26 protein-coding genes are annotated in these 25,199 nt (G+C 65.8%); 14 read left to right on the top strand and 12 right to left on the bottom strand.

Annotated elements, in window-relative coordinates:
* Window positions 1-16: 16 nt before the first annotated feature.
* Both JAB6_RS13215 and JAB6_RS13210 read left to right on the top strand, forming a co-directional pair.
* A complete protein-coding gene (locus JAB6_RS13215) occupies window positions 17-1,732 on the top strand; it encodes an NAD+ synthase (RefSeq protein ID WP_070303205.1) in 1,716 nt (571 codons plus the stop codon).
* Window positions 1,729-2,784 (top strand): bifunctional nicotinamide-nucleotide adenylyltransferase/Nudix hydroxylase, encoded by a 1,056-nt coding sequence (locus JAB6_RS13210; protein ID WP_070303204.1) that lies wholly within the window; start codon window positions 1,729-1,731, stop codon window positions 2,782-2,784. The genes JAB6_RS13215 and JAB6_RS13210 overlap by 4 nt, the downstream gene beginning before the upstream one ends.
* 25 nt (window positions 2,785-2,809) lie before the next feature.
* Here JAB6_RS13210 and JAB6_RS13205 read toward each other — a convergent pair whose 3' ends face one another.
* Both JAB6_RS13205 and JAB6_RS13200 read right to left on the bottom strand, forming a co-directional pair.
* Complete coding sequence (locus tag JAB6_RS13205) at window positions 2,810-3,625, bottom strand: hypothetical protein (RefSeq protein WP_034752595.1); 816 nt, start codon at window positions 3,623-3,625, stop codon at window positions 2,810-2,812.
* 115 nt (window positions 3,626-3,740) lie between these two features.
* Window positions 3,741-4,643 carry a LysR family transcriptional regulator gene (locus JAB6_RS13200; RefSeq protein WP_070303203.1) on the bottom strand — a complete coding sequence of 301 codons (903 nt, stop codon included), beginning with the start codon at window positions 4,641-4,643 and terminating at the stop codon, window positions 3,741-3,743.
* A 127-nt stretch (window positions 4,644-4,770) separates the two neighbouring features.
* Here JAB6_RS13200 and JAB6_RS13195 point away from each other — a divergent pair, with 127 nt between their 5' ends.
* The 3 genes from JAB6_RS13195 (at window position 4,771) to JAB6_RS29320 (ending at window position 6,855) form a co-directional block, all read left to right on the top strand.
* Window positions 4,771-6,192: an MFS transporter gene (locus tag JAB6_RS13195; RefSeq protein WP_070303202.1), complete on the top strand. Its 1,422-nt coding sequence runs from the start codon at window positions 4,771-4,773 to the stop codon at window positions 6,190-6,192.
* A complete protein-coding gene (locus JAB6_RS13190) occupies window positions 6,189-6,593 on the top strand; it encodes a hypothetical protein (protein WP_034752591.1) in 405 nt (134 codons plus the stop codon). Before JAB6_RS13195 ends, JAB6_RS13190 begins: the two co-directional genes overlap by 4 nt.
* 88 nt (window positions 6,594-6,681) lie before the next feature.
* Complete coding sequence (locus tag JAB6_RS29320) at window positions 6,682-6,855, top strand: hypothetical protein (protein ID WP_175444540.1); 174 nt, start codon at window positions 6,682-6,684, stop codon at window positions 6,853-6,855.
* Between the two features lie 21 nt (window positions 6,856-6,876).
* Here the strand turns inward: JAB6_RS29320 and JAB6_RS13185 are convergent, their stop codons facing one another.
* Window positions 6,877-7,341, bottom strand: a complete 465-nt coding sequence (locus JAB6_RS13185; RefSeq protein WP_070303201.1) for a DUF2269 domain-containing protein — start codon at window positions 7,339-7,341, stop codon at window positions 6,877-6,879.
* The gene (locus JAB6_RS13180; RefSeq protein WP_070303200.1) at window positions 7,329-8,639 is read right to left on the bottom strand and encodes an SDR family oxidoreductase; all 1,311 of its coding nucleotides are present in this window, start codon (window positions 8,637-8,639) and stop codon (window positions 7,329-7,331) included. Before JAB6_RS13180 ends, JAB6_RS13185 begins: the two co-directional genes overlap by 13 nt.
* A gap of 76 nt (window positions 8,640-8,715) precedes the next feature.
* On the opposite strand from JAB6_RS13180, the gene JAB6_RS13175 reads away from it, so the two are divergent.
* From JAB6_RS13175 to JAB6_RS13155, 5 genes are all read left to right on the top strand, one after another.
* Window positions 8,716-9,183, top strand: coding sequence for a hypothetical protein (locus JAB6_RS13175; protein ID WP_070303199.1), 468 nt, complete (start codon window positions 8,716-8,718; stop codon window positions 9,181-9,183).
* Between the two features lie 107 nt (window positions 9,184-9,290).
* Window positions 9,291-9,647 carry a hypothetical protein gene (locus JAB6_RS13170; protein ID WP_070303198.1) on the top strand — a complete coding sequence of 119 codons (357 nt, stop codon included), beginning with the start codon at window positions 9,291-9,293 and terminating at the stop codon, window positions 9,645-9,647.
* 29 nt (window positions 9,648-9,676) lie between these two features.
* The gene (locus JAB6_RS13165) at window positions 9,677-10,585 is read left to right on the top strand and encodes a manganese catalase family protein (RefSeq protein ID WP_034752585.1); all 909 of its coding nucleotides are present in this window, start codon (window positions 9,677-9,679) and stop codon (window positions 10,583-10,585) included.
* Between the two features lie 24 nt (window positions 10,586-10,609).
* Entirely contained in the window at window positions 10,610-11,506 is an 897-nt protein-coding gene (locus JAB6_RS13160) for a ZIP family metal transporter (RefSeq protein WP_051991321.1), read from the top strand.
* Between the two features lie 73 nt (window positions 11,507-11,579).
* Window positions 11,580-11,996 (top strand): hypothetical protein, encoded by a 417-nt coding sequence (locus tag JAB6_RS13155; RefSeq protein ID WP_034752584.1) that lies wholly within the window; start codon window positions 11,580-11,582, stop codon window positions 11,994-11,996.
* A 22-nt stretch (window positions 11,997-12,018) separates the two neighbouring features.
* On the opposite strand, the gene JAB6_RS13150 is transcribed toward JAB6_RS13155, so the two are convergent.
* Genes JAB6_RS13150 through JAB6_RS13130 form a run of 5 tightly spaced genes read right to left on the bottom strand, consistent with a single transcriptional unit; the run spans window position 12,019 to window position 18,753 of the window.
* Complete coding sequence (locus JAB6_RS13150; protein WP_070303197.1) at window positions 12,019-12,594, bottom strand: DUF1349 domain-containing protein; 576 nt, start codon at window positions 12,592-12,594, stop codon at window positions 12,019-12,021.
* A 24-nt stretch (window positions 12,595-12,618) separates the two neighbouring features.
* Window positions 12,619-14,019, bottom strand: a complete 1,401-nt coding sequence (locus JAB6_RS13145) for an efflux transporter outer membrane subunit (RefSeq protein WP_070303196.1) — start codon at window positions 14,017-14,019, stop codon at window positions 12,619-12,621.
* Window positions 14,016-17,108 carry a MexW/MexI family multidrug efflux RND transporter permease subunit gene (locus tag JAB6_RS13140; protein WP_070303195.1) on the bottom strand — a complete coding sequence of 1,031 codons (3,093 nt, stop codon included), beginning with the start codon at window positions 17,106-17,108 and terminating at the stop codon, window positions 14,016-14,018. The genes JAB6_RS13145 and JAB6_RS13140 overlap by 4 nt, the downstream gene beginning before the upstream one ends.
* Window positions 17,109-17,123: 15 nt before the next feature.
* Entirely contained in the window at window positions 17,124-18,224 is a 1,101-nt protein-coding gene (locus JAB6_RS13135; protein ID WP_070303194.1) for an efflux RND transporter periplasmic adaptor subunit, read from the bottom strand.
* Window positions 18,225-18,270: 46 nt separating this feature from the next.
* The gene (locus tag JAB6_RS13130) at window positions 18,271-18,753 is read right to left on the bottom strand and encodes a DUF2165 family protein (protein WP_070303193.1); all 483 of its coding nucleotides are present in this window, start codon (window positions 18,751-18,753) and stop codon (window positions 18,271-18,273) included.
* 123 nt (window positions 18,754-18,876) lie between these two features.
* On the opposite strand from JAB6_RS13130, the gene JAB6_RS13125 reads away from it, so the two are divergent.
* A complete protein-coding gene (locus JAB6_RS13125; protein ID WP_070303192.1) occupies window positions 18,877-19,536 on the top strand; it encodes a metalloregulator ArsR/SmtB family transcription factor in 660 nt (219 codons plus the stop codon).
* Here the strand turns inward: JAB6_RS13125 and JAB6_RS13120 are convergent.
* Window positions 19,533-20,798, bottom strand: a complete 1,266-nt coding sequence (locus JAB6_RS13120; RefSeq protein WP_070303191.1) for an MFS transporter — start codon at window positions 20,796-20,798, stop codon at window positions 19,533-19,535. The genes JAB6_RS13125 and JAB6_RS13120 overlap by 4 nt on opposite strands.
* Window positions 20,799-20,909: 111 nt before the next feature.
* Between JAB6_RS13120 and JAB6_RS13115 the strand changes: the two genes are divergently transcribed.
* A complete protein-coding gene (locus JAB6_RS13115; RefSeq protein ID WP_070303190.1) occupies window positions 20,910-21,809 on the top strand; it encodes a LysR substrate-binding domain-containing protein in 900 nt (299 codons plus the stop codon).
* Here JAB6_RS13115 and JAB6_RS13110 read toward each other — a convergent pair.
* Window positions 21,806-22,558, bottom strand: coding sequence for an SDR family oxidoreductase (locus tag JAB6_RS13110; protein ID WP_070303189.1), 753 nt, complete (start codon window positions 22,556-22,558; stop codon window positions 21,806-21,808). The two genes, JAB6_RS13115 and JAB6_RS13110, sit on opposite strands and share 4 nt — an antisense overlap.
* Window positions 22,559-22,675: 117 nt before the next feature.
* A complete protein-coding gene (locus JAB6_RS13105) occupies window positions 22,676-23,707 on the bottom strand; it encodes a methyltransferase domain-containing protein (protein WP_070303188.1) in 1,032 nt (343 codons plus the stop codon).
* Window positions 23,708-23,802: 95 nt separating this feature from the next.
* On the opposite strand from JAB6_RS13105, the gene JAB6_RS13100 reads away from it, so the two are divergent.
* Together JAB6_RS13100 and JAB6_RS13095 are read left to right on the top strand one after the other, a co-directional pair.
* On the top strand, window positions 23,803-24,726 hold the full coding sequence (locus tag JAB6_RS13100; RefSeq protein ID WP_254671608.1) for an AraC family transcriptional regulator: 924 nt from the start codon (window positions 23,803-23,805) through the stop codon (window positions 24,724-24,726).
* Between the two features lie 57 nt (window positions 24,727-24,783).
* On the top strand, window positions 24,784-25,188 hold the full coding sequence (locus tag JAB6_RS13095; RefSeq protein ID WP_070303186.1) for a VOC family protein: 405 nt from the start codon (window positions 24,784-24,786) through the stop codon (window positions 25,186-25,188).
* The last annotated feature ends 11 nt before the right edge of the window (window positions 25,189-25,199 follow it).

The following is a 25,199-nucleotide window of genomic DNA, read 5'->3' as shown; positions in this document are numbered from 1 at the left end:
CAATTGAAGGATCGCCATGCTGACCATCGCCCTCGCCCAGATGAATCCCACCGTGGGCGACTTCGACGCCAATGTCGCCGCCATCATCGCGCGCATGCAGCGCGCCAGCGAGGAAGGCGCGGATCTGCTCGTCTGTCCCGAACTGTCGCTGTGTGCGTATTACCCGGGCGACCTGTTTGAAGATGCCGCCTTCCTGCGCGGCATGCAGCAGGCGCTCGACACCGTGCTGCAAGCATCCACGCGCTGGCCGGAGCTGGTCACCGTCATCGGCACGGCGCGGCCGAACTCCGGCGTCGGCAAGCCCCTGTACAACGCCTTGCTGGCGATGCGCGACGGGCGCATCGTGGCCGAATACTACAAGCAGCTGCTGCCCACCTACGGCATCTTCGACGAGGGCCGCCATTTCGAGCCGGGCCCGCCCGGCGCCTGCACCTTGACTATCGCCGGCTGCAAGGTCGGCTTCATGATTTGCGAGGATGGCTGGAATGACGATGGCCGCGCCTACGCCGTCAACCCCTTCGACGCCCTGCACGCGGCGCGGCCCGACCTGATCGTCAGCATCAACGCCAGCCCGTCCGATATCGGCAAGCGCGCGCAGCGCCACGCCGTGTTTGGCGCCGCCTGCGCGCGCGTCAATTTGCCCCTGCTCTTCGTCAACCAGGTGGGCGGCCAGGACCAGCTCGTGTTCGACGGCGCCTCGTTCGCCATGTCACCGAGCCAGGGCGTGCAATTCGAGGCGGCCCGCTTCGTCGAAGACTTTCCATTGCTGCGCTTTGCCGACGGCCGTTTTACGCGTACCGACGGTGCCGCGTTTCCCGTGCCTGACCCGGACGGTATCCCCGCCGTGGAATTTGCGCGGCGCCAGATCGTGCTCGGCTTGCGCGACTACGCGCGCCGCTGCCGCTTTACGCAAGTCGTCGTCGGCTGCTCGGGCGGCATCGATTCGGCGCTGACCCTGGCCCTGGCCGTCGAAGCGCTCGGTGCCGACAACGTCGTGGGCATCACCATGCCATCCGTGTTTTCCAGCGCCGGCTCCGTCACCGACTCCGCCGCCCTGTGCGCCAACCTGGGCATCGCCCTCTACACGCATCCGATCCGCGACATCGTGGCGCAATATGAAACCGGCTATGCCCAGGCCTTCGACGGCAAGCTGCAGGGACTGCCGCTGGAAAACCTGCAGGCGCGCGTGCGCGGCACGATCCTGATGGAATACTCGAACGCGTTTGGCGCCCTGCTGCTCACCACCGGCAACAAGAGCGAAATCTCGGTTGGCTACTGCACCCTGTACGGCGACACGAATGGGGGACTGGGCCTGATCGGCGACCTGTATAAAACGGAGGTGTTCGCCCTGTCGCGCCACATCAACGCCAGCGCCGGGCGCGAACTGATCCCCGTCGCCGTGCTCGATAAACCGCCATCGGCGGAACTGGCGCCGGGCCAGCGCGACACGGACAGCTTGCCGCCGTATCCCGTACTCGATGAAATTCTCAAATGGCATATCGAGGGACGCCGCCTGCCTGCGGCCGAAAGCGCACAGGCGTTGACCGTGGTCGACCAGCTGCGCGAGACGGACGAAGGGCGCGCCCTCGTGACGCGCATCCTCGGCATGGTCGCCCGCAATGAATACAAGCGGCGCCAGGCGGCACCCATCATCCGCGTGCGTTCGCGCGCCTTTGGCAGCGGGCGTCAATTGCCGATCGCCGCCCACTACCCCACCGGAGACGACGCATGACCCCATCCTACCCTGCCGACGCGGCCATCCTGATCGGCCGCTTCCAGCCTTTTCACAATGGCCATGCGGGCTTGCTGCAAAAGGCCCTGACGACGGCCGCGCAAGTGGTGGTGGTGCTCGGCTCGGCCTTCCATGCGCGCAGTCCGAAGAACCCGTTTACGTGGCAGGAGCGGGCCGCCATGATCGCCGCGACCTTGCCCGAGGCGCAGCGCGCTCGCGTGCATTACGTGGCCGTGCGCGACTACTACGACGATGGCCTGTGGGCCGACGCCGTGCGGCACGCCGTGGCGGGCGCCGTGCCGAAGGCGCAGCGCGTGATGCTGGTGGCTTGCTTCAAGGACGCCACCAGTTACTACCTGCACCACTTCCCCCATTGGCAGCTGCTGAACCTGGAGATCGACCCTGGCGCGCCCATCGGCGCGACGGCGATTCGCAACGTGCTGTTCGAGGCGGAAGACGTGGACGTGTCGCTGAGCGCCGTGGCGCAGCTGCTGCCGGCGGCCATCGGCCAGTATGTAAAGGCGTGGACCTTGCTGCCGTGGTATGCGCCGCTGGTGCAGGAATACCGCGCCATCGAAGCGTATAAAGCGCGCTGGCGCGCGGCGCCGTATCCGCCCATCTTCACCACCGTGGACGCGCTGGTGCAGACGGGCGGCCACGTGCTGCTTGTGCGCCGCGGCGGCTATCCGGGCAAGGACTTGTGGGCGCTGCCCGGCGGCTTCCTGGAGCCGCGCGAACGCCTGCTGCAGGGCGCATTGCGCGAACTGGCGGAGGAAACCCAGCTGGGCGTGCTGGCGCCCACCCTCGTCGAGGCCTTGGTCGGGGTGGCCGTGTTCGACCACCCGGACCGCAGCCAGCGCGGGCGCACCATCACGCATGCGCATTACTTCGATTTGAAGACGCGCCAGCTGCCGGCCGTGACGGCGGCCGACGATGCGGCGCTGGCGCAGTGGGTGCCCGTGGCCGCGCTGCCGGCCATGGAAGAGCAATTCTTCGAAGACCATTTCCACATCCTGAACCACTTCCTCAAGCTCACGCACGAGGGGCGCTGAGAGGGGGCATCCCCCTCCCCGCGCGTCAGGACGTTACGCGTTCCCAGCCATGCCTGACGGCCGCCTTGAACTTGTCCCACGCCGATTGCGGATACGTGTGCTCCCACGTGGAACGCAGGTCCGCTTCCACGTCGTCCCATGGGCGGCCCCGGTAGCTGTCGCTGTTCGCCATTGAATGGCCATAGCGGTAGGCGGGATCGTAGTCCTCGAAGCGCGCGCCGGTGGCGATATAGGTGGCGCTCCAGTGGCTGCGGTAGTACTGCTCGTCGTCGTAGTTGGTGCCGGGCAGGTTGTCGGCGCTGGGATAGCGGCGCACGTTGGCGCCCGCGCTGGACGGCGGCGGGGCCATGTCGCTGGCAAACTGCTGCGACCCTGGCGCCTCGTTCATGCTGCCCTGCTGCGATGAGGTATCCGACTGCATGCTGGCGCCCTGGCGCATTGCGCTGGCGTCTTGCGGCGCGCCTTGCCAGCCGCCGGCGCGCCAGTGGTCGGCATGCGCATCGATGTCGAGCGGCGCATAGCGTTCGACGATGTCGGTGGCGCGCTGGATATCGGCGTCGCTGGCCTCTTCCAGGGTCAGCACGACATGCCCGCGCCGCACGGCTTCCGCATAGATGTGGCGGTCGGCGTGGCTGCCGAACAGGTCGGTGAAGAAATGCTTGACGCTGTCGAGCAGGCTGTCGCTGTCGTCGCGGCGGATGTTTTCGGTGGCGGAAAAATCGTCACTGCCCGCATCATGCAGGCGGATGCTGGCGCCGGGGAAGCCAGCCGTGATCAGGTCGTGCCGGGCGCGCTCGGCCATATCGCGCACGGCGAAAACTGCTGCCAATGTATGTGCCATGATGGTCTCCAATCGGTGAACAACGTCCTTCCAGTGTAAGCCGGGAAAAACGAAAGTGGCGCCCGTTTGCCCCTTGGAAATCGTTGTATTCAACAAATATTGACGACGTGAAACCTCAGTCCGGCGTGCCCACGAAGGCGCGCAAAAAGTCGATAAAGGCGCGCACTTTTTCCGCGATATGCTGGGTGTTCGGATACACGGCATACACGCCCTGTTCCGGGAAGACGACGTCGGGCAGCAGCCGGCGCAGGCGTCCTGCGCGCACTTCCCCCTCCACCTGCCACTGCGGTAGCAGGGCCACGCCGCAGCCGCCCAGGGCAAAGCCCAGCAGGGCCGAAGCGGAGTCGGAATGGATGGCGGCGTCGTCCTGCGCCGTGAAGGCGGCGGGGCCGTCTTGTGTCTGCACGTCCCAGCGCAGCGGCGCGGCCAGGCGGCTGTGCGCCAGCCAGCGCGCGCGCTGCAAGTCGTCCAAGGTGGCGATGCCCTTCGCAGGCAGGCTGGCCAGGTAGGCGGGCGAGGCGACGGGCCAAATCGCGTACGGTTCGATCAGCGCGGCGCGGTAGCTCGAATCGTTGAGGGAACCCATGCGGATGGCCAGGTCGTAGCGACCCGAGATCAGGTCTTCGTGCGAGGATGACGACGAGTGCTGGATCTGCAGCTGCGGGTGGGCGGCGGCAAAGGCGATCAGCGCGGGGATCACCGTGCGGCTGCCGTATTCGACGGTGGTGGTCAGGCGCAGGGTGCCGCGCAAGCCCTGGTGGCCCTGCCGCGCTGTTTCGATGGCGCCCTGCGCTTCGCTGAGCACGCGCTGGCAATCTTCATAAAAGCGCCGCCCCACGTCGGTCAGCGCCAGGCTGCGCGTGCTGCGTGTGAGCAGAGACACGCCCAGCTCCGCCTCCAGCTGTTTCAAATTAAAACTGACGACGGCCTTGCTCTGGCCCAGCACGGCGGCGGCCGCCGTCAGCGAACCGGCATCGACGATGGCGATAAAAATACCCAGGCGGTCAAGACTGATCATAGATAAAAATAAGAAGAGATGCGGGTTACAGGGCTTTGTCAAAATAGGTTTGACAGTGTAATCGGGGCTGGCCCGTTACGCAAATGGCGGTTGGCGCTTAAGCTGGCCGTTTGCCATTCGGAGCACCATGGACTATCGCAAAAAGGTCGCGGCCATCTATCTGCTGGGGTTTTTCGTTGACCTGATCAACATGTTCATCACCAGCGTCGCCTACCCCGACATCGGTCATGCCCTGCACGCTTCGGTGGCGCAGCTGGCCTGGATCAGCACCGCCTACATCCTCGGCCTGACCATCGTCATCCCTGCCAGCGCCTGGCTGGCTGCCTATTATGGCAGCAAAACCGTGTTCATGGCATCGTTGCTAACTTTTTTAGTCGCCAGCATCGGCGCCGGCCTGGCGCCATCGATCGAGGCGCTGATCGCCTGGCGCTGCGTGCAGGGCCTCGGCGGCGGCTTGCTCATTCCGCTGGGGCAAAGCATGACCTACCAGCTGTACCAGCCTGCCGAGCGGCCGGGACTATCCTCCGTCATCATGCTCGTGGGCTTGCTGGCGCCGGCCCTGTCGCCCGCGCTGGGCGGCGTCATCGTCGACAGCCTGTCGTGGCGCTGGATTTTTTATTTGAACGTGCCGTTTGCCGCGCTGGCGCTGCTGCTGGCCGCCTGCTGGCTGCGTCCCGACCCGCCGCGCGGGGCCGTGCCCCGTCTCGACGTGAGCGGCCTGCTGGCGGGCAGCACGGCGATTTTGCTGCTGTTGCTGGGCTTGACCATGCTGGGCACGCCGGACGAACTGCTGGCCGGCGCCGGCGTGCTGGCGCTGGGCGCCGCCTGCACCTGGGGCTATGTGCGCGGCGCCCTGCGCAAATCGACGCCGCTGCTTAACCTGCGCCTGGCCAGTGAGCCGCTGCTGCGCATCGCCATGCTGATGTATCTGCTGGTGCCGGGCGTCTTCATGGGCGTGAGCCTGCTGGCCATGCTGTATCTGCAGGGCGTGCTCGGCATGCCGGCGTCCACGGCGGGCGCGCTGATGCTGCCGTGGGCGCTGGCTTCGTTTGCCGCCATTTCATTGACCGGCAAAAGCTACCGCCGCGTGGGTCCGCAACCGCTGTTCATCGCGGGCGCCCTGTTGCAGGCGGCGGGCATGCTGATGCTGCTGCGCGTGAATGCGGCCGATCAGCTGTTCTGGCTGGCCGGCGCATATGCCGTGATGGGCTTTGGCGGCGGCTTGTGCAGCAGCACGGCGCAAAGCACGGCCTTCTTGCGCACGCCGGACGCGCAGCTGAGCCAGGCCAGCGCCGTGTGGAATATCAACCGCCAGCTGGGCTTTTGCCTGGGCGTGGCGCTGCTCAGCGTACTGCTCAATGGCTTGCTGGCGGCGCAGGGCATCGCATCGCTGGACGACCCCGCCCAGCATCTGCGTGCGGCGCAGGTGTTCCACTGGTGCTTTGCGCTGGCCGCCGCCTCGTGCGTGCTGCCTTTGGCACTGTGCCTGCGCATCGACAACCGCGCCGTTCTCGACCTTTTACATCACCATGGAGTAGCAAAAAAATGACTGCAACGAATCCCTATTTTGACGACGTTTTATCCACGCATGTGCTGATCCGCGCATGGCTCTCTGGCGAGGCGGCGGCGGAAAGCTGCGCACAATTGCTGGCGCGTTTTTCGCCCGGCTTTACGATGGTGGCGCCGAGTGGAATGCGGCTCGATCACTTTGGCTTGACCAGGTTTTTCCAGGGCGCCGGCGGCAGCCGCCCGGGCCTTGCCATGCGCATCACGGACTTGCAGCTGATTCAGGAAAGCGCCGCCGGCGCCACCGTCTCCTACCGCGAATTCCAGTCGCTGCCGGGGGCGGAAAACACCGAGCGCTGGTCCACCGTCGTGTATGACAAAACGCCCGATGGCGCCTTGCTGTGGCGCCACCTGCATGAAACGTGGGCGGTGCGGGCGGATTGATCCTACAACGTGGCGGCGGGCGCGCCGATGGACAATGGCGCCATGGCGGCTAGGCTGACAGGGTTCCCTCGTTCATCAGGAGCGCCTCATGACCAAGCAAAAATCGCAGGCCGGCCAGAACCGCCAATCGGCCGGCCCCACGGAAGACAAAAGCAGTAGCGACAATGACGTTGGCAAGCGCGGCAAGGATGCGGCCAGCCATACGAAGGCCGGTTCCGGCAAGGGTGCCGGCGGCGGCAAGAAGCAGGGCCGCAAGCACTGACGCAAACCCGGTGATGCGTGTTCAAGCCGGCTTGGCCGTCATCAGGTAAAACACGACGATGAGGGCGAAGAAGGCGGGCACGCCCAGCGTCGTCCAGATGCGCAGGTAGCGCCAGTACAGCGCCGGCAAGGCTAGCCCGTCGCGCGCGCTGGCCTGCGCCATGTCGCGCATGCGCATCTGCAGCCACACGACGGGCAGCCAGCAGGCGCCCGCCACCAGATACAGCACCACGGACCAGACGATCCAGCGGCTGCCCAAGGGATAACCGGCCAGGTGGGCCAGGTAAAAGCCGCTCAGCGGCTGGAACACCACCGTCGTGGCCGTAAACAGCCAGTCGGCGCGCACCACGTGGCGGCTGATGACGGCGATGGCGCGCACGTCGCGGCTCAGGCTCGTGAACAGCAGGTAGAAGGCCGAGCCGATGCCGGTGCCGAACAGCAGGGTCGACGAGACGATGTGCAGCCATTTGACGATCAGGTATTCCATGGATGTTCCTCCAGTTGGTACAGCAGCCACAGGGCCGCCAGCATGGGCAGGTTTTTCGTCAGGGGGCCGTATGGATGCCAGAGGAATTCCGGCAGGAATACGGCGATCCAGACGGTATAGAACACGATGAGCGCGGCTTGCAGCGGCCATAGCCAGCGCCGCCACGGCGGGCGCAGCGCCAGGGTGGCCATGCCCAGCAGCAGGTCGAACAGGCAGGCGCCGGCCAGCAGCGGCGGCGCCCAGGCTGGGGGCACGCTGCTGCGTTCGAGCAGGTCATAGCTGTCTTCGACTGGATGGATGCCTGCCGAGACGATGGCCGTGGCGATCCATACGATGGCAATCGACAGGCGCAGCACGGGCAGCAGCCAGTCCAGCTGGGCGCGCACGGCCGCGCCGCGCGCGTCGCTGATGAACTGCGCCACGGGCCGCGGCGCGCGCCCCAGCAAACGCCGCGTGAGCCCCGCATCGGCTGTATTGCCCCGTTCGAGCATGCCCAGGGTGGCGCGGTCCGGCATGGCAAAGCCCAGCAGCCTGGCCAGCAGCAGCACGGGCGGCATCAGCCACCGGGGCAGCGGCACGACGCGCAGCCGTCCCAGCCCCATGGCCGCGCGCAGGGCCGCCAGGTAGGCCGCAAACGGCAGCGCCTGCGGCCCCACGACAGGCACGCGGCGCGTCTTCTGGCCGCCCAGCGCGCCCGCGCCGCGCACCAGCGCGACGATAAGGTCGCTTAAGTCGTCCACGTGCACGGGTTGCACCAGCTGCGGCGCGCGGCCGAAGCGGGGATACACGGGCAGGCTGGCCAGCATGCGGAACAGGCACGAGCTTTCGCCATCGTCGCCATACACGAGCGAAGGCTGCACGATGACGGCGCGCAGCGGCAGGCTGGCGAGAAAATCGTCGGCCGCCTTCTTGCTCAGATGGTAGGGCGAGACGGCGCCTTCGTCGGCGCCCAGGGCCGACAGCTGTATCACCAGTTGTACTTCGCTCTCGGCGCAGGCGGCGAACAGGGCGCGCGGCGCCTGCGTGTGCAGGGCCGCAAACGTCTGCGCGCCATGCTCGGCGATGATGCCGACGCAGTTGATGACGACGTCGATACCGTCCAGGCGCGGCAGCCACGCGGCCTTGGCCGTGTCGCGCGCAAAATCAGCCTCGATCAGGCGCACGCGCTGCCCATCGCCGCTGCGCGCGCGGGGCGGCGCGCGGCGTGTCGTGCACGCGAGCTGGAAACCTTCGGCCAGCAGCGCGGTCGAAACATGCGTTCCAATGAAACCGCTCGCCCCCGTCAGCAGTATGCGCATCGATGCCCTTTCCTGATGGGAGTTGGATTCGTCTTTTGCGTTTCAGTTCATTGCCGCATCACCATAGGAGATCACCATGCCATCCTTGCCTGCCACCCTGCGTCATGGCGCCCTGTCGGGCAGCCTTGCCTCCCTCCTGTCCGCCGCCGCCCTGGCCCTGTGCGGGCGGCGCGAAACGGGCAGCGTGTTCGCCACCGTCAACGCCGTCAGCCACTGGCTGTGGGGCGACCAGGCGGCGCGCCGCGACGACGCCTCGCTCAGGCACACCCTGGTCGGCTATGTCATCCACCATTGCAGCGCCATGTTCTGGGGCGTGCTGTTCGAGCGTTATGCGGCGCGCATCCTCGACCGGCGCCGCGTGGCGTCCACCGTCGCGGCGGCGGCCGGCGCCACGGCCGTGGCCTGTTTCACGGATTACCAGCTGACGCCGCACCGTTTGCAGCCCGGCTACGAGATGCGCCTGTCGCGCCCCTCGCTGCTGTTGGTGTACGGCGCTTTCGGCATCGGCCTGGCCGCCGGCGCGCTGTGGCTGCGGCGGCGCTGAGGCGCTGCGCGAGTCACTTTCCTACACGCCGGCCCGCCGCGCGCCTATCTTGCCGGCCGCTGCGCGCCAGTAGCATGGAACTTCATCCACTACCCGAGGAGAAGCGCATGCAGGAAAAACACGGTAATACGCCCCAGCACCCCACCGACCAGGGCCGCAACACGCGCATCGACAAGACCGATGCCGATAAGGCCAAGGGCGATGCGTATGCGAACCAGGGCGGCGGCAAGCTGGCCAGCGGCAATGCCAACAGCGGCCACTGGGCCAACGACGTCATCACGCCGCAGGGCGGGCTTGACCCGGTGGAGCAGGAAAACCTGCCCACCCTGACGCAGCCCGATGGCAACGCCCACGTCAAGGGCGCGGCGCAGCGGCCGCAAAGCGAAGCGGGCAAGCTGGCCGACGACCGGCCGGGCCGCAACGAGTCGAAAGACATCCACAGATCACTGAATCAGCACGAGTAGGCCGGCGTGCTGCGAACGAGGAGAGCACCATGTTTGCACACAACAAGCGACTGCAATACACGGTCAGGGTGGAGCAGCCCAATCCCGGGCTGGCCAACCTGATGCTGGAACAATTCGGCGGCCCGCAGGGCGAGCTGGCCGCCGCCTGCCGCTATTTCACGCAAGCCTTGTCCGAGGACGATCCGGGCCGCAAGGACATGCTGTTCGATATCGCCACGGAAGAACTGAGCCACCTGGAAGTGATCGGCAATATCGTCGTCATGCTCAACAAGGGCGCCAAGGGGCGGCTGGCCGAGGGCGTCGACCAGGCGGCGGAGCTGTACCGCAATATCACGGGCGCGGGCAACGACAGCCATGTGACGCAGGTGCTGTACGGCGGCGGCGCGCCTCTGGTCAACTCGGCCGGCGTGCCGTGGACGGCCGCCTACATCGACACCATCGGCGAACCGACGGCCGACCTGCGCTCGAATATCGCCGCCGAGGCGCGCGCCAAGATCGTCTACGAGCGCCTGATCAACCTGACGGACGACCCGGGCGTGAAGGAAGCGCTGGGTTTCCTGATGACGCGCGAAGTGGCGCACCAGAAGTCGTTTGAAAAAGCCCTGTATTCGATCGAGCCCAATTTCCCGCCGGGCAAACTGCCGGGCGACCCGCAGTACGCGGACGTGTATTTCAATATGTCGCAGGGGCCGGGCGAGGAACGGGGACCGTGGAACCAGGGCGGCAAGTGGCAGTACATTTCCGACCCGCGCCAGCAGATGGCCGTCGATGGCGGCACTGGCGAAGCAGAAGTGAAATTGCCGCAGGACGAACTGGCCACCGTGCAGCAGATGGCTGCGCGCACGGCGTCGAATCCCGATGCCGACCCGCTGACGGGCGCGGAGCTGGGGATGCGGCCCAACGGGCGCGATGGCGGCACCTCGTCCATGCCCTTGTAGCGCAGCTGGCCGGGCACCACCAGCGTGAATACGCCGCGCGCGCTGCAGGCCCTGGCCAGACACTGGTCCTGGCCCCAGGCACTGGGCTTTGCCTTGTGCGGCGGTGGCGCGCTGTGGTTGCTGTACGCGCTGGCGACCGAGCTGGCGCTGCGCCATGCCCATCTGGAGCCGGCCCTGATCGGCGGCAGCATGGCGGCAGCCGCCACGGCGTTGGGGACCGTGCCGGTGCTGCTGTCGCACAAATTTTCGCAGCGCAACTACGACTGCTTCCTCGGTTTTGGCGCCGGCGTGATGCTGGCGGCCACCGCGTTTTCACTGGTGCTGCCGGCGCTGGCGGCGGCCAGGCAGCGCGTGGCAACGCCCATGCACGCCAGCCTGCTGGTGGCCTTTGCCATGGGCCTGGGCATGCTGCTGATCGTGGCGCTCAACCTGGTGGTGCGCGAACGCGTGCAGCACGGCGCGCCCGTCGCCGCCAGCAGCCTGAAAAGAGTGTGGATTTTTGTGCTGGCCGTCACTTTGCACAACCTGCCCGAGGGACTGGCGATCGGCGTCGGCTATGCCGGCGTGGAGTTGGAACGCGCCAATGCGCTGGCGGCCGGCATCGCCATCCAGGATGTACCCGAAGGCCTGGTCGTGGCGCTGGCGCTGCGCAGCGTGGGTTACAGCCGGCGTCTGTCGGTGGCCATGGGCGCCGCCTCCGGCCTGGTTGAACCCGTGGCGGCGCTGGCGGGCCTGGCCCTGATCGGCCTCTCGTCCGCCCTGCTGCCGTGGGGACTGGCGGCGGCCGCCGGCGCCATGCTGTTCGTCATCGTGCACGACGCCATTCCCGAGGCGCAGCGCAGCGGCAATGGCGGTTTTTCCAGTATCGCGCTGGTGTTTGGTTTTCTCCTGATGATGGTGCTCGATACGGCCTTGAGCTGATGGCGCTGTGCGTGTGCGCTGCCGGAAGCACGATGTGCGTATCATGCGGTTCCTGCATTCGGAGAAAACAAAGATGCGCATAGACACGACATCGGACTCGCCAAGCTGGACCAAGGTCTTTGACATTGGTCATGAACTGCGGCAGCTTGGTCCCTTGATGGAAGAAAAATATCCTGCCCTCGACTGGGAATTGTTTGTGTGCCTGCGCTGCGTGCCGAAAGACTTGCAGAGAAAAACCTTTTGCCGTTACTACGCCAGCGACAACATGTTCGGCCTCGATATCGCCATGGACGAGGAAGACTTCGTGCCGGTGAAAAAAGACACGCCGGGACAACGCAAATTGATCGGCGCCGCTTTCTTCACTTTTTTTGCAGCCAGCATCCGGAAATACGAGAAAAAACTCCCGGGACTCCAGCCGGTTTCAGCACAATTGACCGCCGACGTGCGGCAATGGTGTGTCGAGAATCAGTGGCTCGATTCCGCCGCCTGATCAACCACGCACACACGGCCACTCAACTGAGATCGTGCAAGTCTTTTTGCAGCGCCGGGCCGGTGGAAAACTGCGAAAACACGACTTCAAGTCCAGCGCGTTCCGGCGTGCAGCACATGGGGCCGACGAGGTAGCGCGATGCCACGGGAAACGGCGCCAGGCGCAGCAGCGGCCACAGCTTGCCATCGGTCGAATACTGCACGCGGATGGCGCCTTTTTCCACCGTCACGCGCAGCCAGAAACCGTCCGGCATGGCGGGCGCCAGGCTGACGGCCCAATCGGATGTGTCCACCGTCAGCACGGTGCTCAATAGCAGCTGGCCGTCGGAAAATTCGACGCCGCACTTGATCCAGTTTTCCGCATCGATGCGCACCATCAGGCCCGCCTGGTCGTACAGCGCTGCGTACTGCGCCGCCACATGCAGCTGCGCCGTGAAATCGCCCTCGATGCCGGTGCCGAAAAAGTGGCCGCTGTCGCGGATAAAACCATACGAGGTCTTGCGCCAGAAATCCGTGTTGGCGTCCGTCGTCACGCGCAATTGCGCACCGTCGGCGGACCAGTTTTCCGGTGCATTGAGCCAGCTGCCTTGCGTGAACATCGTCTCTCCTTTTGATCGAAAATACTACATAGTTTGCCCCCATCCCAGCGCCTTGTACAGGGCAATCGCATCGATGTAGGACGCCGTTTCCGCCAGCAGCGCTTCGCGCCGGATATCGTACAAGGCGCGCTGGTTTTCCAGCACGGCCTGGTAGCTGCCGGAACCGCCGTGATAGCGCGTGCTGGCAATACCGAGGGCCGCGTTGCCATGGCGCGCCGACTGCAGCAGGGACGCCAGTCGCGTCTGGTTTTCCGCCAGTTGCGTGACGGCGTTTTCCACGTCTTCCTGCGCCAACAATATCGTCTGCTCATAGCGCGCCAGCGCGCCCTGCGCTTCTGCCTGCATGCCGCGCAAGCGTGCCTTGACGCTGCCCAGGCGGAAGGCCGGATAGCTGACCGATGGCGCCACCTCGAACGCGCGCGCGCCGCCGTCGAATACACCGCTGCCGCGCAGCGCAAAAAAGCCGAGGAAACCGCCCAGGCTCAGGCGCGGATACAGGTCGGCCGTGGCGGCCCCCACGTCTTCGCTGGAGGCGGCCAGCAGGCGCTGGGCGCGCACCACGTCGGGACGCTGCTTGATCAGGCGGTTCACGTCGCCGAGCGGCAGCTGGCCCGCCAGCGGCGCCTGTTGCCGCGGCGTGGTGGCCAGCGCGATGGCCCCCGGGGTTTGACCGCTCAACACGTCGAGCCGGTACTGCGCCTGGAGTAAACCCGCTTGCAAGGGCGGCAGCATCGCTTCGCTGCGCGCCAGGTTGGCCAGCGCATTGTGGCGCTCTTCCGGCAAGCCGCTGCCGGCGCGGATGCGCGCATCGGTCAATGCCACCGTATCGCGCCAGCTTTGCACCTGCGCCTGCGTCAGCGCCAGGTTTTGCTGGTAGCCCAGCGCCTCATAGTAATTGCGGGCCACTTCGGCGGCGATCGTCAGCTGCACCTGCCGCAAGTCCGCCTGCGCCGCGTCGGCGCGCGCCTGCGCCGAGCGGCTCATGTGCGCGAGGCGGCCGAACAGGTCGATCTCCCATTGCGCATCGAACCCTACGCGCGTGCTGGCGCTGGCGGCGCGGCTGTCTGGCGTGTCTTGCCGCACTTGGCGCTGCCAGCCCGCCTGGCCCGTGACGGTGGGCAGTTCATCGAGCCGGCGTTCGTCGAAAATGGCGCGCGCTGCCAGCAGATTCGCCTGCGCCTGGGCGATATCGAGGTTGTGTTCGAGCGCGCTGGTGATCAGCCGCGACAGGCGCGCATCGTCGAAAAACGTCCACCAGGCGGCCTCGCTGACGGCACTCGCGCCGGGTGCGAATTGCGCTTGCTGCGGACTGGCCAAATGGATGGCGGGCGTGCCCGGCGTAACATAGGCGGGGCTGACGGCGCAGCCGGCCAGCACGGGGAAGAGGGCGACAAAAAGGGAGGCTAGATAGCGGTAATTTTTCATACGGATTCCTTCAGCGCCTGCGACAAATCGCGCGCACGCGGCGTGGCATGGTCGGCCGTGTGGCGGCGGGCCAGAAAGGTGTACACGGTGGGCAGCACGAACAGGGTAAAGAAGGTGCCGATCAACATGCCCGAGACGATCACCACACCGAGGCCGAAGCGGCTGTTGGCGCCCGCGCCCGAGGCGAACAGCAGCGGCACCAGGCCCACCACCATGGCGGCCGTCGTCATCAAAATCGGGCGCAAGCGGATCTGCGCCGCCTTGCGGATGGCCGTGATGCGGTCCAGCCGTTCATGCACCTGCAATTCGTTGGCAAATTCCACCATCAGGATGCCGTGTTTGCTGATCAATCCGATCAGGGTCACGAGGCCGATCTGTGTGTAGATGTTGACGGTGGCGTAGCCGAGGGCCAGCGGAATCAGCGCGCCGCAGATCGACAGCGGCACGGTGATCAGGATGATCAACGGGTCCGTCAGGCTTTCATACTGCGCCGCCAGCACCAGGTAGATGACGACGACGGCCGCGAGGAAGGCCAGCAGCAGGGCATTGCCTTCCGTGGCGAACTGGCGCGCATCGGACTGCCAGTCGTAGCTGAAGCCCGGCGGCAGGGTCTTGGCCACGCCATCGAGGAAGGCGACGGCGTCGCCGAGGGTCACGCCCGGCGCCGGCACGCCCTGGAAGGTGGCCGCATTTTGCTGGTTGAACTGCGTCAGCATGTTCGGCTCGATCTGTTCCGTCACCGAGACAACGGCGGACAGGGGCAGCAGGCTGCCATCGTCGGAGCGCACGTACTGCTGCGTCAGGGCTTGCGCCGTGAGCCGCTGTTCGCGCGGGCTTTGCGCGATGACGTCATACGCGCGGCCATCCATGCCGAAGCGGTTCAGGTAATTTTCACCCACCAGCACGGCCAGCGACTCGCCGATATCCTGCATGCGGATGCCCAGGCTGTTCGCCTTGGAGCGGTCGACGCGCACTTTGACCACCGGGTTGTTGTAATCGAGGTCGCTGTCGACGACGGCAAACAGGCCGCTATCGCGCGCGCGCTGCTTGACGTCTTCCATGGTGCGGAACAGGGTGGCGTAATCCTGCGCGCTGCGCAGTACCATCTGCACGGGCAAGCCGCCGCTCGATCCCGGCAAGGGCGCCAGCTGGAAGGCGAAGATGCTCGTGCCTTCCACGTCGCCCACGGCGTGCTGCAATTCGGCCTGGATGACGGCCGCATTGCGCGCGCGTTCGGCCCACGGCGTCAGGTTGATGCCGCCGATGCTCGATGCCGGCCCTTCGCCGCCGTTGATGATCCAGCGCGAGTCCGTTTCCGGGATATTTTTGTAGATGGCATCGAGCTTGTACGAAAAGCGCTCGACGTAATCGAGGTTGGCGTGCTGCGGCGCCTTGATCGCCGTCAGCACGCTGGCCTGGTCTTCCGCCGGCGCCAGTTCGCGCTGCGGCAGCAGGTATAAAAACGGCAAACTGACCATCACCAGCGCGGCGAAACCGGCACTGAGCCAGCGGTGGTGCAGCGAGCGGTCCAGCAGGCGCGCATAGCGGCTGGTGAGACCTTCGAAGAAATGCTCGGCGGCGCGCGCCATGCGTCCTTCCGATTGTTTGGGCTGCAGCAGCAATGAGCTCATCACGGGCGACAAGGTCAAGGCCACCACGCCCGACACCACCACGGCGCCGGCCAGCGTGAGCGCGAATTCCTTGAACAGCGCACCCGTGAGTCCCCCCATCATGCCGATCGGCGCATACACGGCGGCCAGGGTGATCGTCATGGCGATCACGGGGCCGGCCACTTCGCGCGCGCCGACGAGGGCGGCCGCCACGGGCGTCTTGCCTTCCTCGATATGCCTATGGACGTTTTCCACCACGACGATGGCATCATCGACCACCAGGCCCACGGCCAGCACCATGGCCAGCAGGGTCAATAAATTGATGCTGAAGCCGAAGGCCAGCATCAGCGCCGCCGCGCCCAGCATCGACAACGGGATCGTCACGACGGGTATCAGCACGGAGCGCAAGGAACCCATGCACAGGTAGATGACGATGACGACGATCAGCAGTGCTTCGAGCAGGGTATGCGCCACCTCGTCGATGGACGACTGGATGAAGCGCGCCGTCTCGAACGCCAGTTCGACTTTCACGCCCGGTGGCAGGGTTTTCTGGATTTCGGGCAGCAGTTTTTTGATGCCGTCGACGATCACCAAAGGGTTGCCGCCCGGTGTGGGCGACAGGCCCAGGTACACGGCCGGCACGCCATCCATGATGCCGCTCGTCTCCGTGGCCGCCGCGCCCAGTTCCACCGTGCCCACGTCTTTCAGACGCACGAGCGACGCGCTGTCATCGCCGCCCTTGCGTATGACCATGTCGCGGAACTCCGCCACGCTGGTCAGATCCGTGTTGACGCTGATGTTCGAGACGACGAATTGTCCTTTGACTTTGCCGGGCGCCGCCTGGTAGTTATTGCGCCGCACGGCGTCGGCCACATCGGCCGCCGTCAATCCGCGCGCCGCCAGTTTCGCCGGGTCGATCCACAAACGCATGGCCAGTTGCTGGCCGCCATACACGTCGACCTTGGCCACCCCGTCGATGGTGGCGAACATCGGTTGCACGACGCGCGCCAGGTAATCCGTCAGCGCGGGCGCGGACACGCTCTCGCTGGCAAAGCCGACATAGGCGACGGCCGAGGAATCGCCGGCCGAGCGCTCGATGACGGGGTCAAAAGCGCCTTCGGGCAGCTTGTAGCGCACCTGGTTGACCTTGGCCATCACTTCCGTCAACGCCTGCGTGGAATCGCGGTTCAGTTCCATGCGCACGGTCACCGTGCTGCTGCCCTGCACCGACGACGAAGTGAGGTAATCGATGCCTTCCACCGACGATACGGCTTGCGCGATCGGCTGCGTGACAAAGCCCTGCATCAGTTCCGCCGAAGCGCCCGGATACGTGGTTTTCACCGTGATGGTCGACGATTCGAGCATCGGGTATTGGCGGATCGGCAGCTGCAGGATGGCGACCACGCCCAGCATCAGTATCAAGGTGCTGATCACCAGCGCCAGCACGGGGCGGCGTACGAATAAATCGGTAAATTTCATGGTGATGTCTTTCCTTTACGAGCCGGCCTTGGGCGCGGCGCGTTTTACTTCGTCCAGGGTATTGGCCACCGCTTGCACGGCCATGCCGTCGGCCAGTTTCAGCTGGCCCGAAGCGACCACGCGCTGGCCTTCGCGCAAGCCGTCGAGGATGGCGATCCGGCCCCCTGCCCGCTCGCCCAGTTTCACGCCCACGCGCTTGACGGTGAGCGGCTGTTTTCCTTCCTGCTGCGCGACGAAGACCGTGTCGCCATACGCGCTGTAGGTCACGGCCGTTTCCGGCACCGTCAGCTGCTGGCCCGCCTCGCGCGCCACGCGCACGTTCGCGTACATCCCCGCTCTGAGCGCGCCGCGCGGATTGGCGAGCACCGCCTGCACCTGCACCATGCGCGAACGGGCGATCAGCGGGTCGATGGCGTTGATCTTGGCCGTGAAGATGTCATCGGGATAGGCGTCCACCAGCACTTGCACGGCCTGGCCTGGCGCCAGCTTCGCGCTGCTCTGTTCATCGAGGGCGAAGTTCACCATCAGCGACTGCGTGTCGATCAGGCTGGCCACCGTGTCGGCCGCGTTCAGGTACTGGCCCGCGTGCACCTTGCGGATGCCCAGCTGTCCGGCGAACGGCGCGCGGATGGTCTTTTGCGCGATCAGCGCCTCCGTCTGGCGCACGTCGCCCAGCGCCGCATCGCGCGCGGCCAGCGCACTATCGAGCTGTTCCTGCGTGGCCGCCTTTTCCTTCACCATCTGCGCGGTGCGCGCATGGCTGCTCTCCGCGTTTTTCAGTTGCGCGCGCTGGCGCAGCAGGGCCGCCTGTTCCGGCGCATCATTGAGCTGGACCAGCACGGCGCCGGCCGCCACGCTTTGCCCCGATGCGAAGCGGATCTGCGTGATGCGCCCGCCCGTTTCGGCCGCCACCTGCACCTGGCGCGCCGCTTCCAGTTCGCCTACGCCAGCGAAGTAGCGCTCCTGCGTGCCCAGCACGACGGGCACCAGCGCCACCTTGGTGGCGGGGTAGGCGGCGGCATCGGCCGCATGCGAGTCCGCGCGCGGGGTCAGCGCGGCGCCCGCGACGGCCAGGGCGATGGCCAGCGCGCAGGCGCCGACGATTTTCGTATTCATGATGAAGTCCTTTACAACTGGGAAGAAGAGGCGCAGCGGAGGCTGATCAGGTCCGCTGCGCGTTGAAAAGAAAGAACAGGCCGATGGTCCACAGCAGCAGCACCAGGTGCGTCGTCTGCAAGCCTTCCTGTGCGATCCAGTAGCCGAACCACAGGCCGCCCAGGTGCATCAGCAGCAAAAAGGCGGCCATGGCGCACAGGGCCAGGTTCAGCCAGGGCAGCGCCTGCGTCAGCGAGGCGCCGAAGAACAGCGCCACGCCCGTCCAGGCGGCGATGGCGGCCAGCAGTTGCAAGGTCAGCACCACGCCCAGCGACAGCCGGTGCAAGGTCAAGGACGTGAGCGCGCGGCGCAGCAGCGGCGTCTGGATGGTCGGGTCCTGGCGCAGCGGGTCCATGCGCATGGTGTTGCCGATGGCCCAGACGGAGCCGTGGAAGGCGTGCAGGTTGTTGATGGCGGCCAGGGTGAGCCAGATGGCCAGGCCGGTAGCGAGGATGGCGTGAAACAGCCAGATCGAGTGCTGCAGCTGCATGGGATTCCCGTCCAAAGAGTGTCTTGCTGGCATACGTACGTGGAAACTCCTCGACAGCGGGGAGCTACCGGCCTATTATGCAAGCAATTAGTTGGTTAACTGGCCCCATGATAGTTGAGTGAAATGAATTACACAAGTAAACGTTTGGATAATAGCGAGGCACCGCAAACGACGGAGCGCATCCTGTATTTCATCAAGACCAAGGGACCCGTCTCCACGGCGATCCTGGCCAAGACCCTGGATATGACGGGCGAGGCGGCGCGCCAGCAAGTGCAAAAGCTGGTGGCGGCGGGTCTCATTGAAGGACGGCAGGAAGCGCAAGCGGGCGCCGGCCGGCCGCGCCAGAACTGGGTCTTGACGGAAGCGGGCAATGCGCGCTTTCCCGACACGCATGCGCAGCTGACGATCAAGCTGATCGGTTCCGTGCGCCAGCTGTTCGGCGAAGCGGGTCTGGATAAACTCATCACGCAGCGCGAAGAGGAAAGCCGCGGCGCATATGCGCTGGCGTGCTCGGCGCCGGACTTGCCCACGCGGCTGCAGCAGCTGGCGGCCGTGCGCGACGAAGAGGGTTATATGGCGCGCGTGGAAGCGGACGGCGGCGACTGGCTGTTGATCGAAGACCACTGCCCCATCTGCGCCGCCGCGCGCACCTGCCAGGGCTTTTGCCGCTCCGAATTGCAGCTGTTCCAGGAAGTGGTGGGGCCGAACGCCAGCATCGTGCGCGAGCAGCACGTGCTGGCCAATGCCATGCGCTGCGTGTACCGGATCCGGGCGCTGTCCTAGGCTTTCGGAAACAGCGGGCGGGCCAGCAGCGCCACCAGCCCCGCCAGCCACCACACGACGGGCCAGTTGCTGGCCGCCAGCAAATGCGGGATGGCAATCGGCGTGAGGAACAAGCCCACGTAGACGGCCGTGTTTGCCATGCCCAGCGCCGTGCCCGCGTTGGCGCCGCCCGCTTCCGTGGCCAGCTCCGTGTAGGCCACGCCATGCCAGGCGGACACGGCGATGCCGGCCAGCACCACGGCGCTCATCAAGACCCAGCCCGGCGCATCGCACGCGGCGGCCATGCCCAGCAGCATGAACGTGGCCAGCGCCACCAGGGCCGAGCCGCGCAGGTAGGCGGGCCGGTTCGCGTGGCGGTCCGTGTGGCGTCCGCTCCAGATGCGCATCACCATGGCGCCCACTTGCAAGGCCACCATCACGGCCGTGATTCCCGCCAGGCCCAGGTGGCCGTCATCGTGCAGGAACACGGTGGCATAGCTGAGCACGGCAAACTGCGGCACGCACAGCAAGCCGATGGCGGCCACCATGCGCCAGACCTTGCGGTTTTTCAGGGGCGATGTTGCCTGGTCTTTCATCAGGCCCGTGGGTGCGTTGTGCGGCCCCGTGGCGGCCTCGGCAGAGAAATCGGGCTCATGCATCCAGCGCCACGTAAAAAACGCCGACAGGCCGCATACGAGGGCCAGGGCGCCAAATACGGGCATGAAGCCATAACGCGATGCCAGGCTGGGCAGGACGAGGGCGCCGAGGCCACCGCCGAACGGCACGGCCGTCTGGCGGATACTCATGGCGAAACCCCGTTCGCCGGCGCCGAACCAGCGCATCACGGCGCGGCCACTGGCGCCATTCACGCTGCCGCCCAGCACGCCCACCAGCGCCAGCCCGGCCGCCAGCGCCCACAGGGGCGGCACGGCGCCGTCAGCGGGCGTGATCCACAGCAGCAAGGTCAACAGCGCCAGCATGGTGCCCAGCAAGCCGGTCAGCAGCACGGGGCGGTCGCCCCATCGGTCGGTGGCCATGCCCCACGGCAATTCGGTCAAGGCCACACCCAAGCCCATGGCGCCCAGCGCCACCCCCAGTTCCGTATTGCTCAGGTGATAGCCGCTGCGCAGCCAGATGGCTGTGGTCGGCATGCCATTGGCGGCGGCGGAAAAGCTGGCATTGGCCGCCACGCCGACGGCCAGCACTTTCCAGCGGTGGGCGTCGCCCGGCGCGGGCACGGTGGCGGAGACAGGAACAGGAACAGCTTGGCAATTGGTGCTCATGGCGGGACAGGAAAGTGGTTGACCCTGACAGTGTTGCGCAGTACGATCATTCTGAATATCAGATAATTTACGTTAAACCATCCCATAAAACCGGACGATTGTATTGATGCCATGAGCTTGCTTAATTTCGACATCGCCTTTCTGCGCAGCTATGTGGCTGGCATCGAGCTGGGCAGCTTTGCCCGCGCGGCGGACAAGGTGGGGCGTTCCACCTCGGCCGTCAGCGCCCAGCTGAAAAAACTCGAGGAGCAGGCGGGCATGCCCCTGTTCCGCAAGGATGGGCGGGGGCTGGCGCTGACGCCGGCCGGCGAAGTCTTGCTTGGCTATGCGCGCCGCCTGCTGGAACTCAATGACGAGGCGGCCGTCGCCTTGTGCGGCGCGGAACTGGAAGGCTGGATCAGGCTGGGCTTGCAGGAGGATTTTGGCGAAGCCTTGCTGCCTGACGTGCTGGGGCGTTTTGCCCGCGCGCATCCGAAAGTGCGCATCGAGGCGCACGTGGCGCGCAACACGGCCTTGATGGAAGGCCTGGCCATGGGGCAGCTGGACCTGGCCCTGCTGTGGGGCGGCGCGTGCATCGCCGACGTGGCCGAGTATCCGCCGCAGCAGCGCCAGCATATCGCCGAACCGGCCATGCGCTGGATCGCCTCGTCCAGCCTGGCCTGGCGGCCCGAATCGGGCGAGCCTTTGCCGCTCATTGCGTTCGACCGCGAATGCCTGTTCCAGCGCTGCGCCACGCAGGCGCTGGACCGGGCCGGCATCGCCTGGCGCACGGCGTTTACCAGTCCCAGCCTGGCCGGACTGTGGGCGGCGGCCGCAGCGGGGCTGGGCGTGACGGTGCGTACGGGTCTGGGCTTGCCCTCGACCGTACGCGCGCTCGATCACGTGGCGGCGGGCTTGCCCGCCCTGCCCCCGCTGTCGCTGGAACTGCTGCGTGCTTCAAGCGTGTCCAGGCCGCCCGTCGAGCGCCTGGCCAGCCTGATCATCGAGTCGCTGCAGCAAGATGTCTCTTAAAACGCCTGCGCCGTCGGGCGCAGCACGATTTCATTGATGCTCACGTCGTCCGGCTGCTCGATCGCATACGCGATGGCGCGCGCCACGGCATCGGCGGGAATGGCAATCTCGTAGAACTCCTTGACGGCCTTGGCGCTCTCGGCGTGGCTGCTGCCCTCGCTCAATGGCGTGTCCACGGCGCCCGGCAAGATGGTGGTGGTGCGGATGGTGCCGCCGCTGGCCGCCAGCTCATGGCGCAAGCCTTCCGAAATGGCGCTGACGGCAAACTTGGTGCCGCTGTAGACGGTGCCGCCCGGGCTGAAGACTTTTTGTCCTGCCACCGACGAGATATTGATGAAATGGCCGCTGTTTTGCGCCTGGAAATGCGGCAGGACGGCGGCGATGCCGTTCAACACGCCTTTGATGTTGATATCGATCATGTTGTTCCACTCGTCGACTTGCAAGGCGCTCATCGGTGCGATGGCCATCAGGCCCGCATTGTTGATCAGCACGTCGACCTTGCCGAACACGGCCAGGGCCGTGTCGATCAGATTCTTGACGTCGGCAGGCACCGTGACGTCGGTCTGGGCGATGGCGGCCTGACCACCGGCCGCCGTGATTTCCTCGGCGATGGTGGTGAGCAAGTCCATGCGGCGCGCACCGAGCACGACAGAAGCGCCCAGCGCAGCCAGATGGCGCGCCGTGGCTTCGCCCAGGCCGCTGCTGGCGCCGGTGATGACAACGACTTTCCCTGCGATATGTAGACTCATGATGGATTCCCTGTGGAGGCAGCGGAGTGCTGCGGATGACATCGATCAATGCTGGCACAGCTTAGCGCATTTGCATCCCTTTTTGCTATAAAAAAGATAATTACCAAATGGTAATTGTTAGGTACGAGCAATCAGCACTTGCACGGGCGCCATGGGAAAATCGCTGGCGCCGTATTGCTCCACTTGCTTCCAGCCCGTGTCGCGCAGCAGCTGCGCCAATTCTCCGTGCCGTGTCACCGTGCGGCCCAGCATGCGCATCGGCAAGTAATACGGCAGCACGCGCGCCGCATCGCCCGGCGCCGGGGCGATTTCCGCCTGCACGCAGACGAGTACGCCACCGGGTTTTAACGCTGCCTGCATCTTGCGCAAGGCAGCCGCCATGTCGGGCACGAAATGCAGCACGGACGAGCACCAGATCAGGTCGTAGCCGCTGCCGATATCGTCGCAGCCCAGATCGCCGCCCACCGTTTTCAGGCGGTCGGATAGTTGCGCATGGGCGATGTTGGCGGCCGCCACGGCCACCGTTTCCGGCCAGTCGAAAACGCAGCCGTGCAAGCCCGCATGGGCTTGCGCCAGCGCAATGGCCACCCAGCCCGGCCCGCCGCCCACATCGAGCAGGCGCAAGGGCGTGCTGCCGTCCGCAAACGGGGCGATCCGTTGCATCACGGACAGGGCCGCGCGCATGGTGACGGCGCGTTGTTCCTGGCCAATTTGCTGCTGCGCGGCGGCGGCCCAGTTGATGCCATTGGCCGTGCTGTACGGCGCTGCTTTGCCGCCGTCGCGCACCAGCGTACTGAGCTGCGTGGCGAAGTGGCGCAGCGCATGCAGCCGGTACAGCCAGGCGTCGCCGCAAAAGGCCACGGAGTTGCGGCAGAAATACTGCAAGGTGGCGGCCGTGCAGCGGTAGCGCTGGGCATCTGCGTCGGCCCCGTCGCGCTCCAGCAGCTGCATGCTCCAGAGCAGTTCCAGCAGCAGGGCCGTGTGCGGCGCATGCAGCGACAGGGTGTCGGCCAGCTGCGCCGGCGTGTGCGGTGTGGCCAGTACATCGAAAATGCCCAGTTCCAGGGCGGCGGCCAGCCCGTCCGCCTGCACAGGCGCGACGGCCAGGTCCCAGTACGGTTGCAAAGTGTGTTGCGACGTGAACGGCATGGTGCTTCCTTTCGGCGAGATGGGCATGGAAGCTATTTTATGCAACAATGAGAATAATTATCATTTGCATTTGTATGCGGCACGGCGCATTTCGTATGCGCGACGGCGCGCAAGGACAGGGAGGAGCGATGATGGAACAGGACAGGGAAGCGGCAGGCTGGACGCGGCGCCAGCTGGACCCGGGGATGGGCGAGTGCCGCGCCGACCAGCGCCAGGTCGATCAGGGCTTGCTGCTTGTGCATTCCGATTACCGCCCGCGGCTGGCGCTCGTCGAGCAATCGAAGCATGACGACGGGGGCGGCATGGTGATCACCATCGGCCTGGAAGGCGCGTCCGCCTACGTCACGCGCGATGGCGAATCATTGCGTTTCCGGGGCGGCCATACGACGGTGACGGCGTTTCGCCACACGAGCGGCGAGCGCCGTTTCGAGGCGAATCAGCGGGCGGCGCAATTGCGCGTGCTGGTGGGTGAAGAGGCGCTGGCGCGCTACTGGCCGGAAGGTTTGGCGTCTTTGCTGCCCGACGGCGGCGCGCGCCAGCTGGCGCATGCGGCCACCACGGCGGCCTGCGCCCTGCACGCGCGCTCGCTGCTGAGCGCGACGGACCCGCTGGCCGTGCATATCGGCGTGCTCAGCCTGCTGGCGGAGCAACTGCGGGCACTGCGGCCGGTGCCCTTTGCCGTGCCGCGCTGGTCCGAGACCGATATCGCCAGACTGGAACGCGTGCACGCGCTGATGCAGGAACAGATGGCGCAGGAACTGACGCTCGATTACCTGTGCGCGCAAGCGGGGCTGAGCTTGTTCAAGCTCAAGCAGGGATGGCGCTACCGCTACAACGACAGCCCCCAGCGCACCCTGCTGGCGCTACGCATGCAGCGGGCAAAATTACTGCTGGAAAATGGTTGCCAGGTGGCGCAGGCGGGCTGGCAAACCGGCTATCGCCACCCGGCCAATTTCAGCGCCGCCTTCAGCCGCTATTTCGGCTACGCGCCGAAGACCGTGGCGCGTGCGAAGGGCTGAATAGCCGGTGTAGAATCGGCGGGCAGCACATACTCATACGACCCACAAGGAGACATGATGGCCCGCAAAATCTTTGTCAATCTGCCCGTCCAGTCGCTGGAACGTTCCGTCGCGTTTTTCACGGCGCTGGGCTTCAGTTTCAATGCCCATTTCACCGATGAAACGGCGACGTGCATGATCGTTGCCGACGACATTTTCGTCATGCTGTTGACGCACGACAAATTCAAGCAATTTACGCCCAAGCAGCTGTGCGACACCACCGTGGCGACGGAAGTGCTCGTGTGTTTGTCGGCAGAGAGCCGCGGTGAAGTCGATGAGCTGGTGGCGAAGGCCGTCCAGGCGGGCGGCAGCATCTACAAGGAGCCGATGGATTTCGGCTTCATGTATGGACATAGTTTCCAGGATCCTGATGGGCATCAGTGGGAACTGATGTTCATGGAACCTAATTCTGTCCCCCAATAGCATCGTAGGTC

Origin of the sequence: Janthinobacterium sp. HH104, assembly GCF_001758715.1 — a bacterium.
GTDB lineage: Bacteria > Pseudomonadota > Gammaproteobacteria > Burkholderiales > Burkholderiaceae_D > Janthinobacterium > Janthinobacterium aestuarii.
The sequence above is the reverse complement of the archived record's forward strand: the minus strand, read 5'-3'. Positions and strand labels throughout refer to the sequence as shown.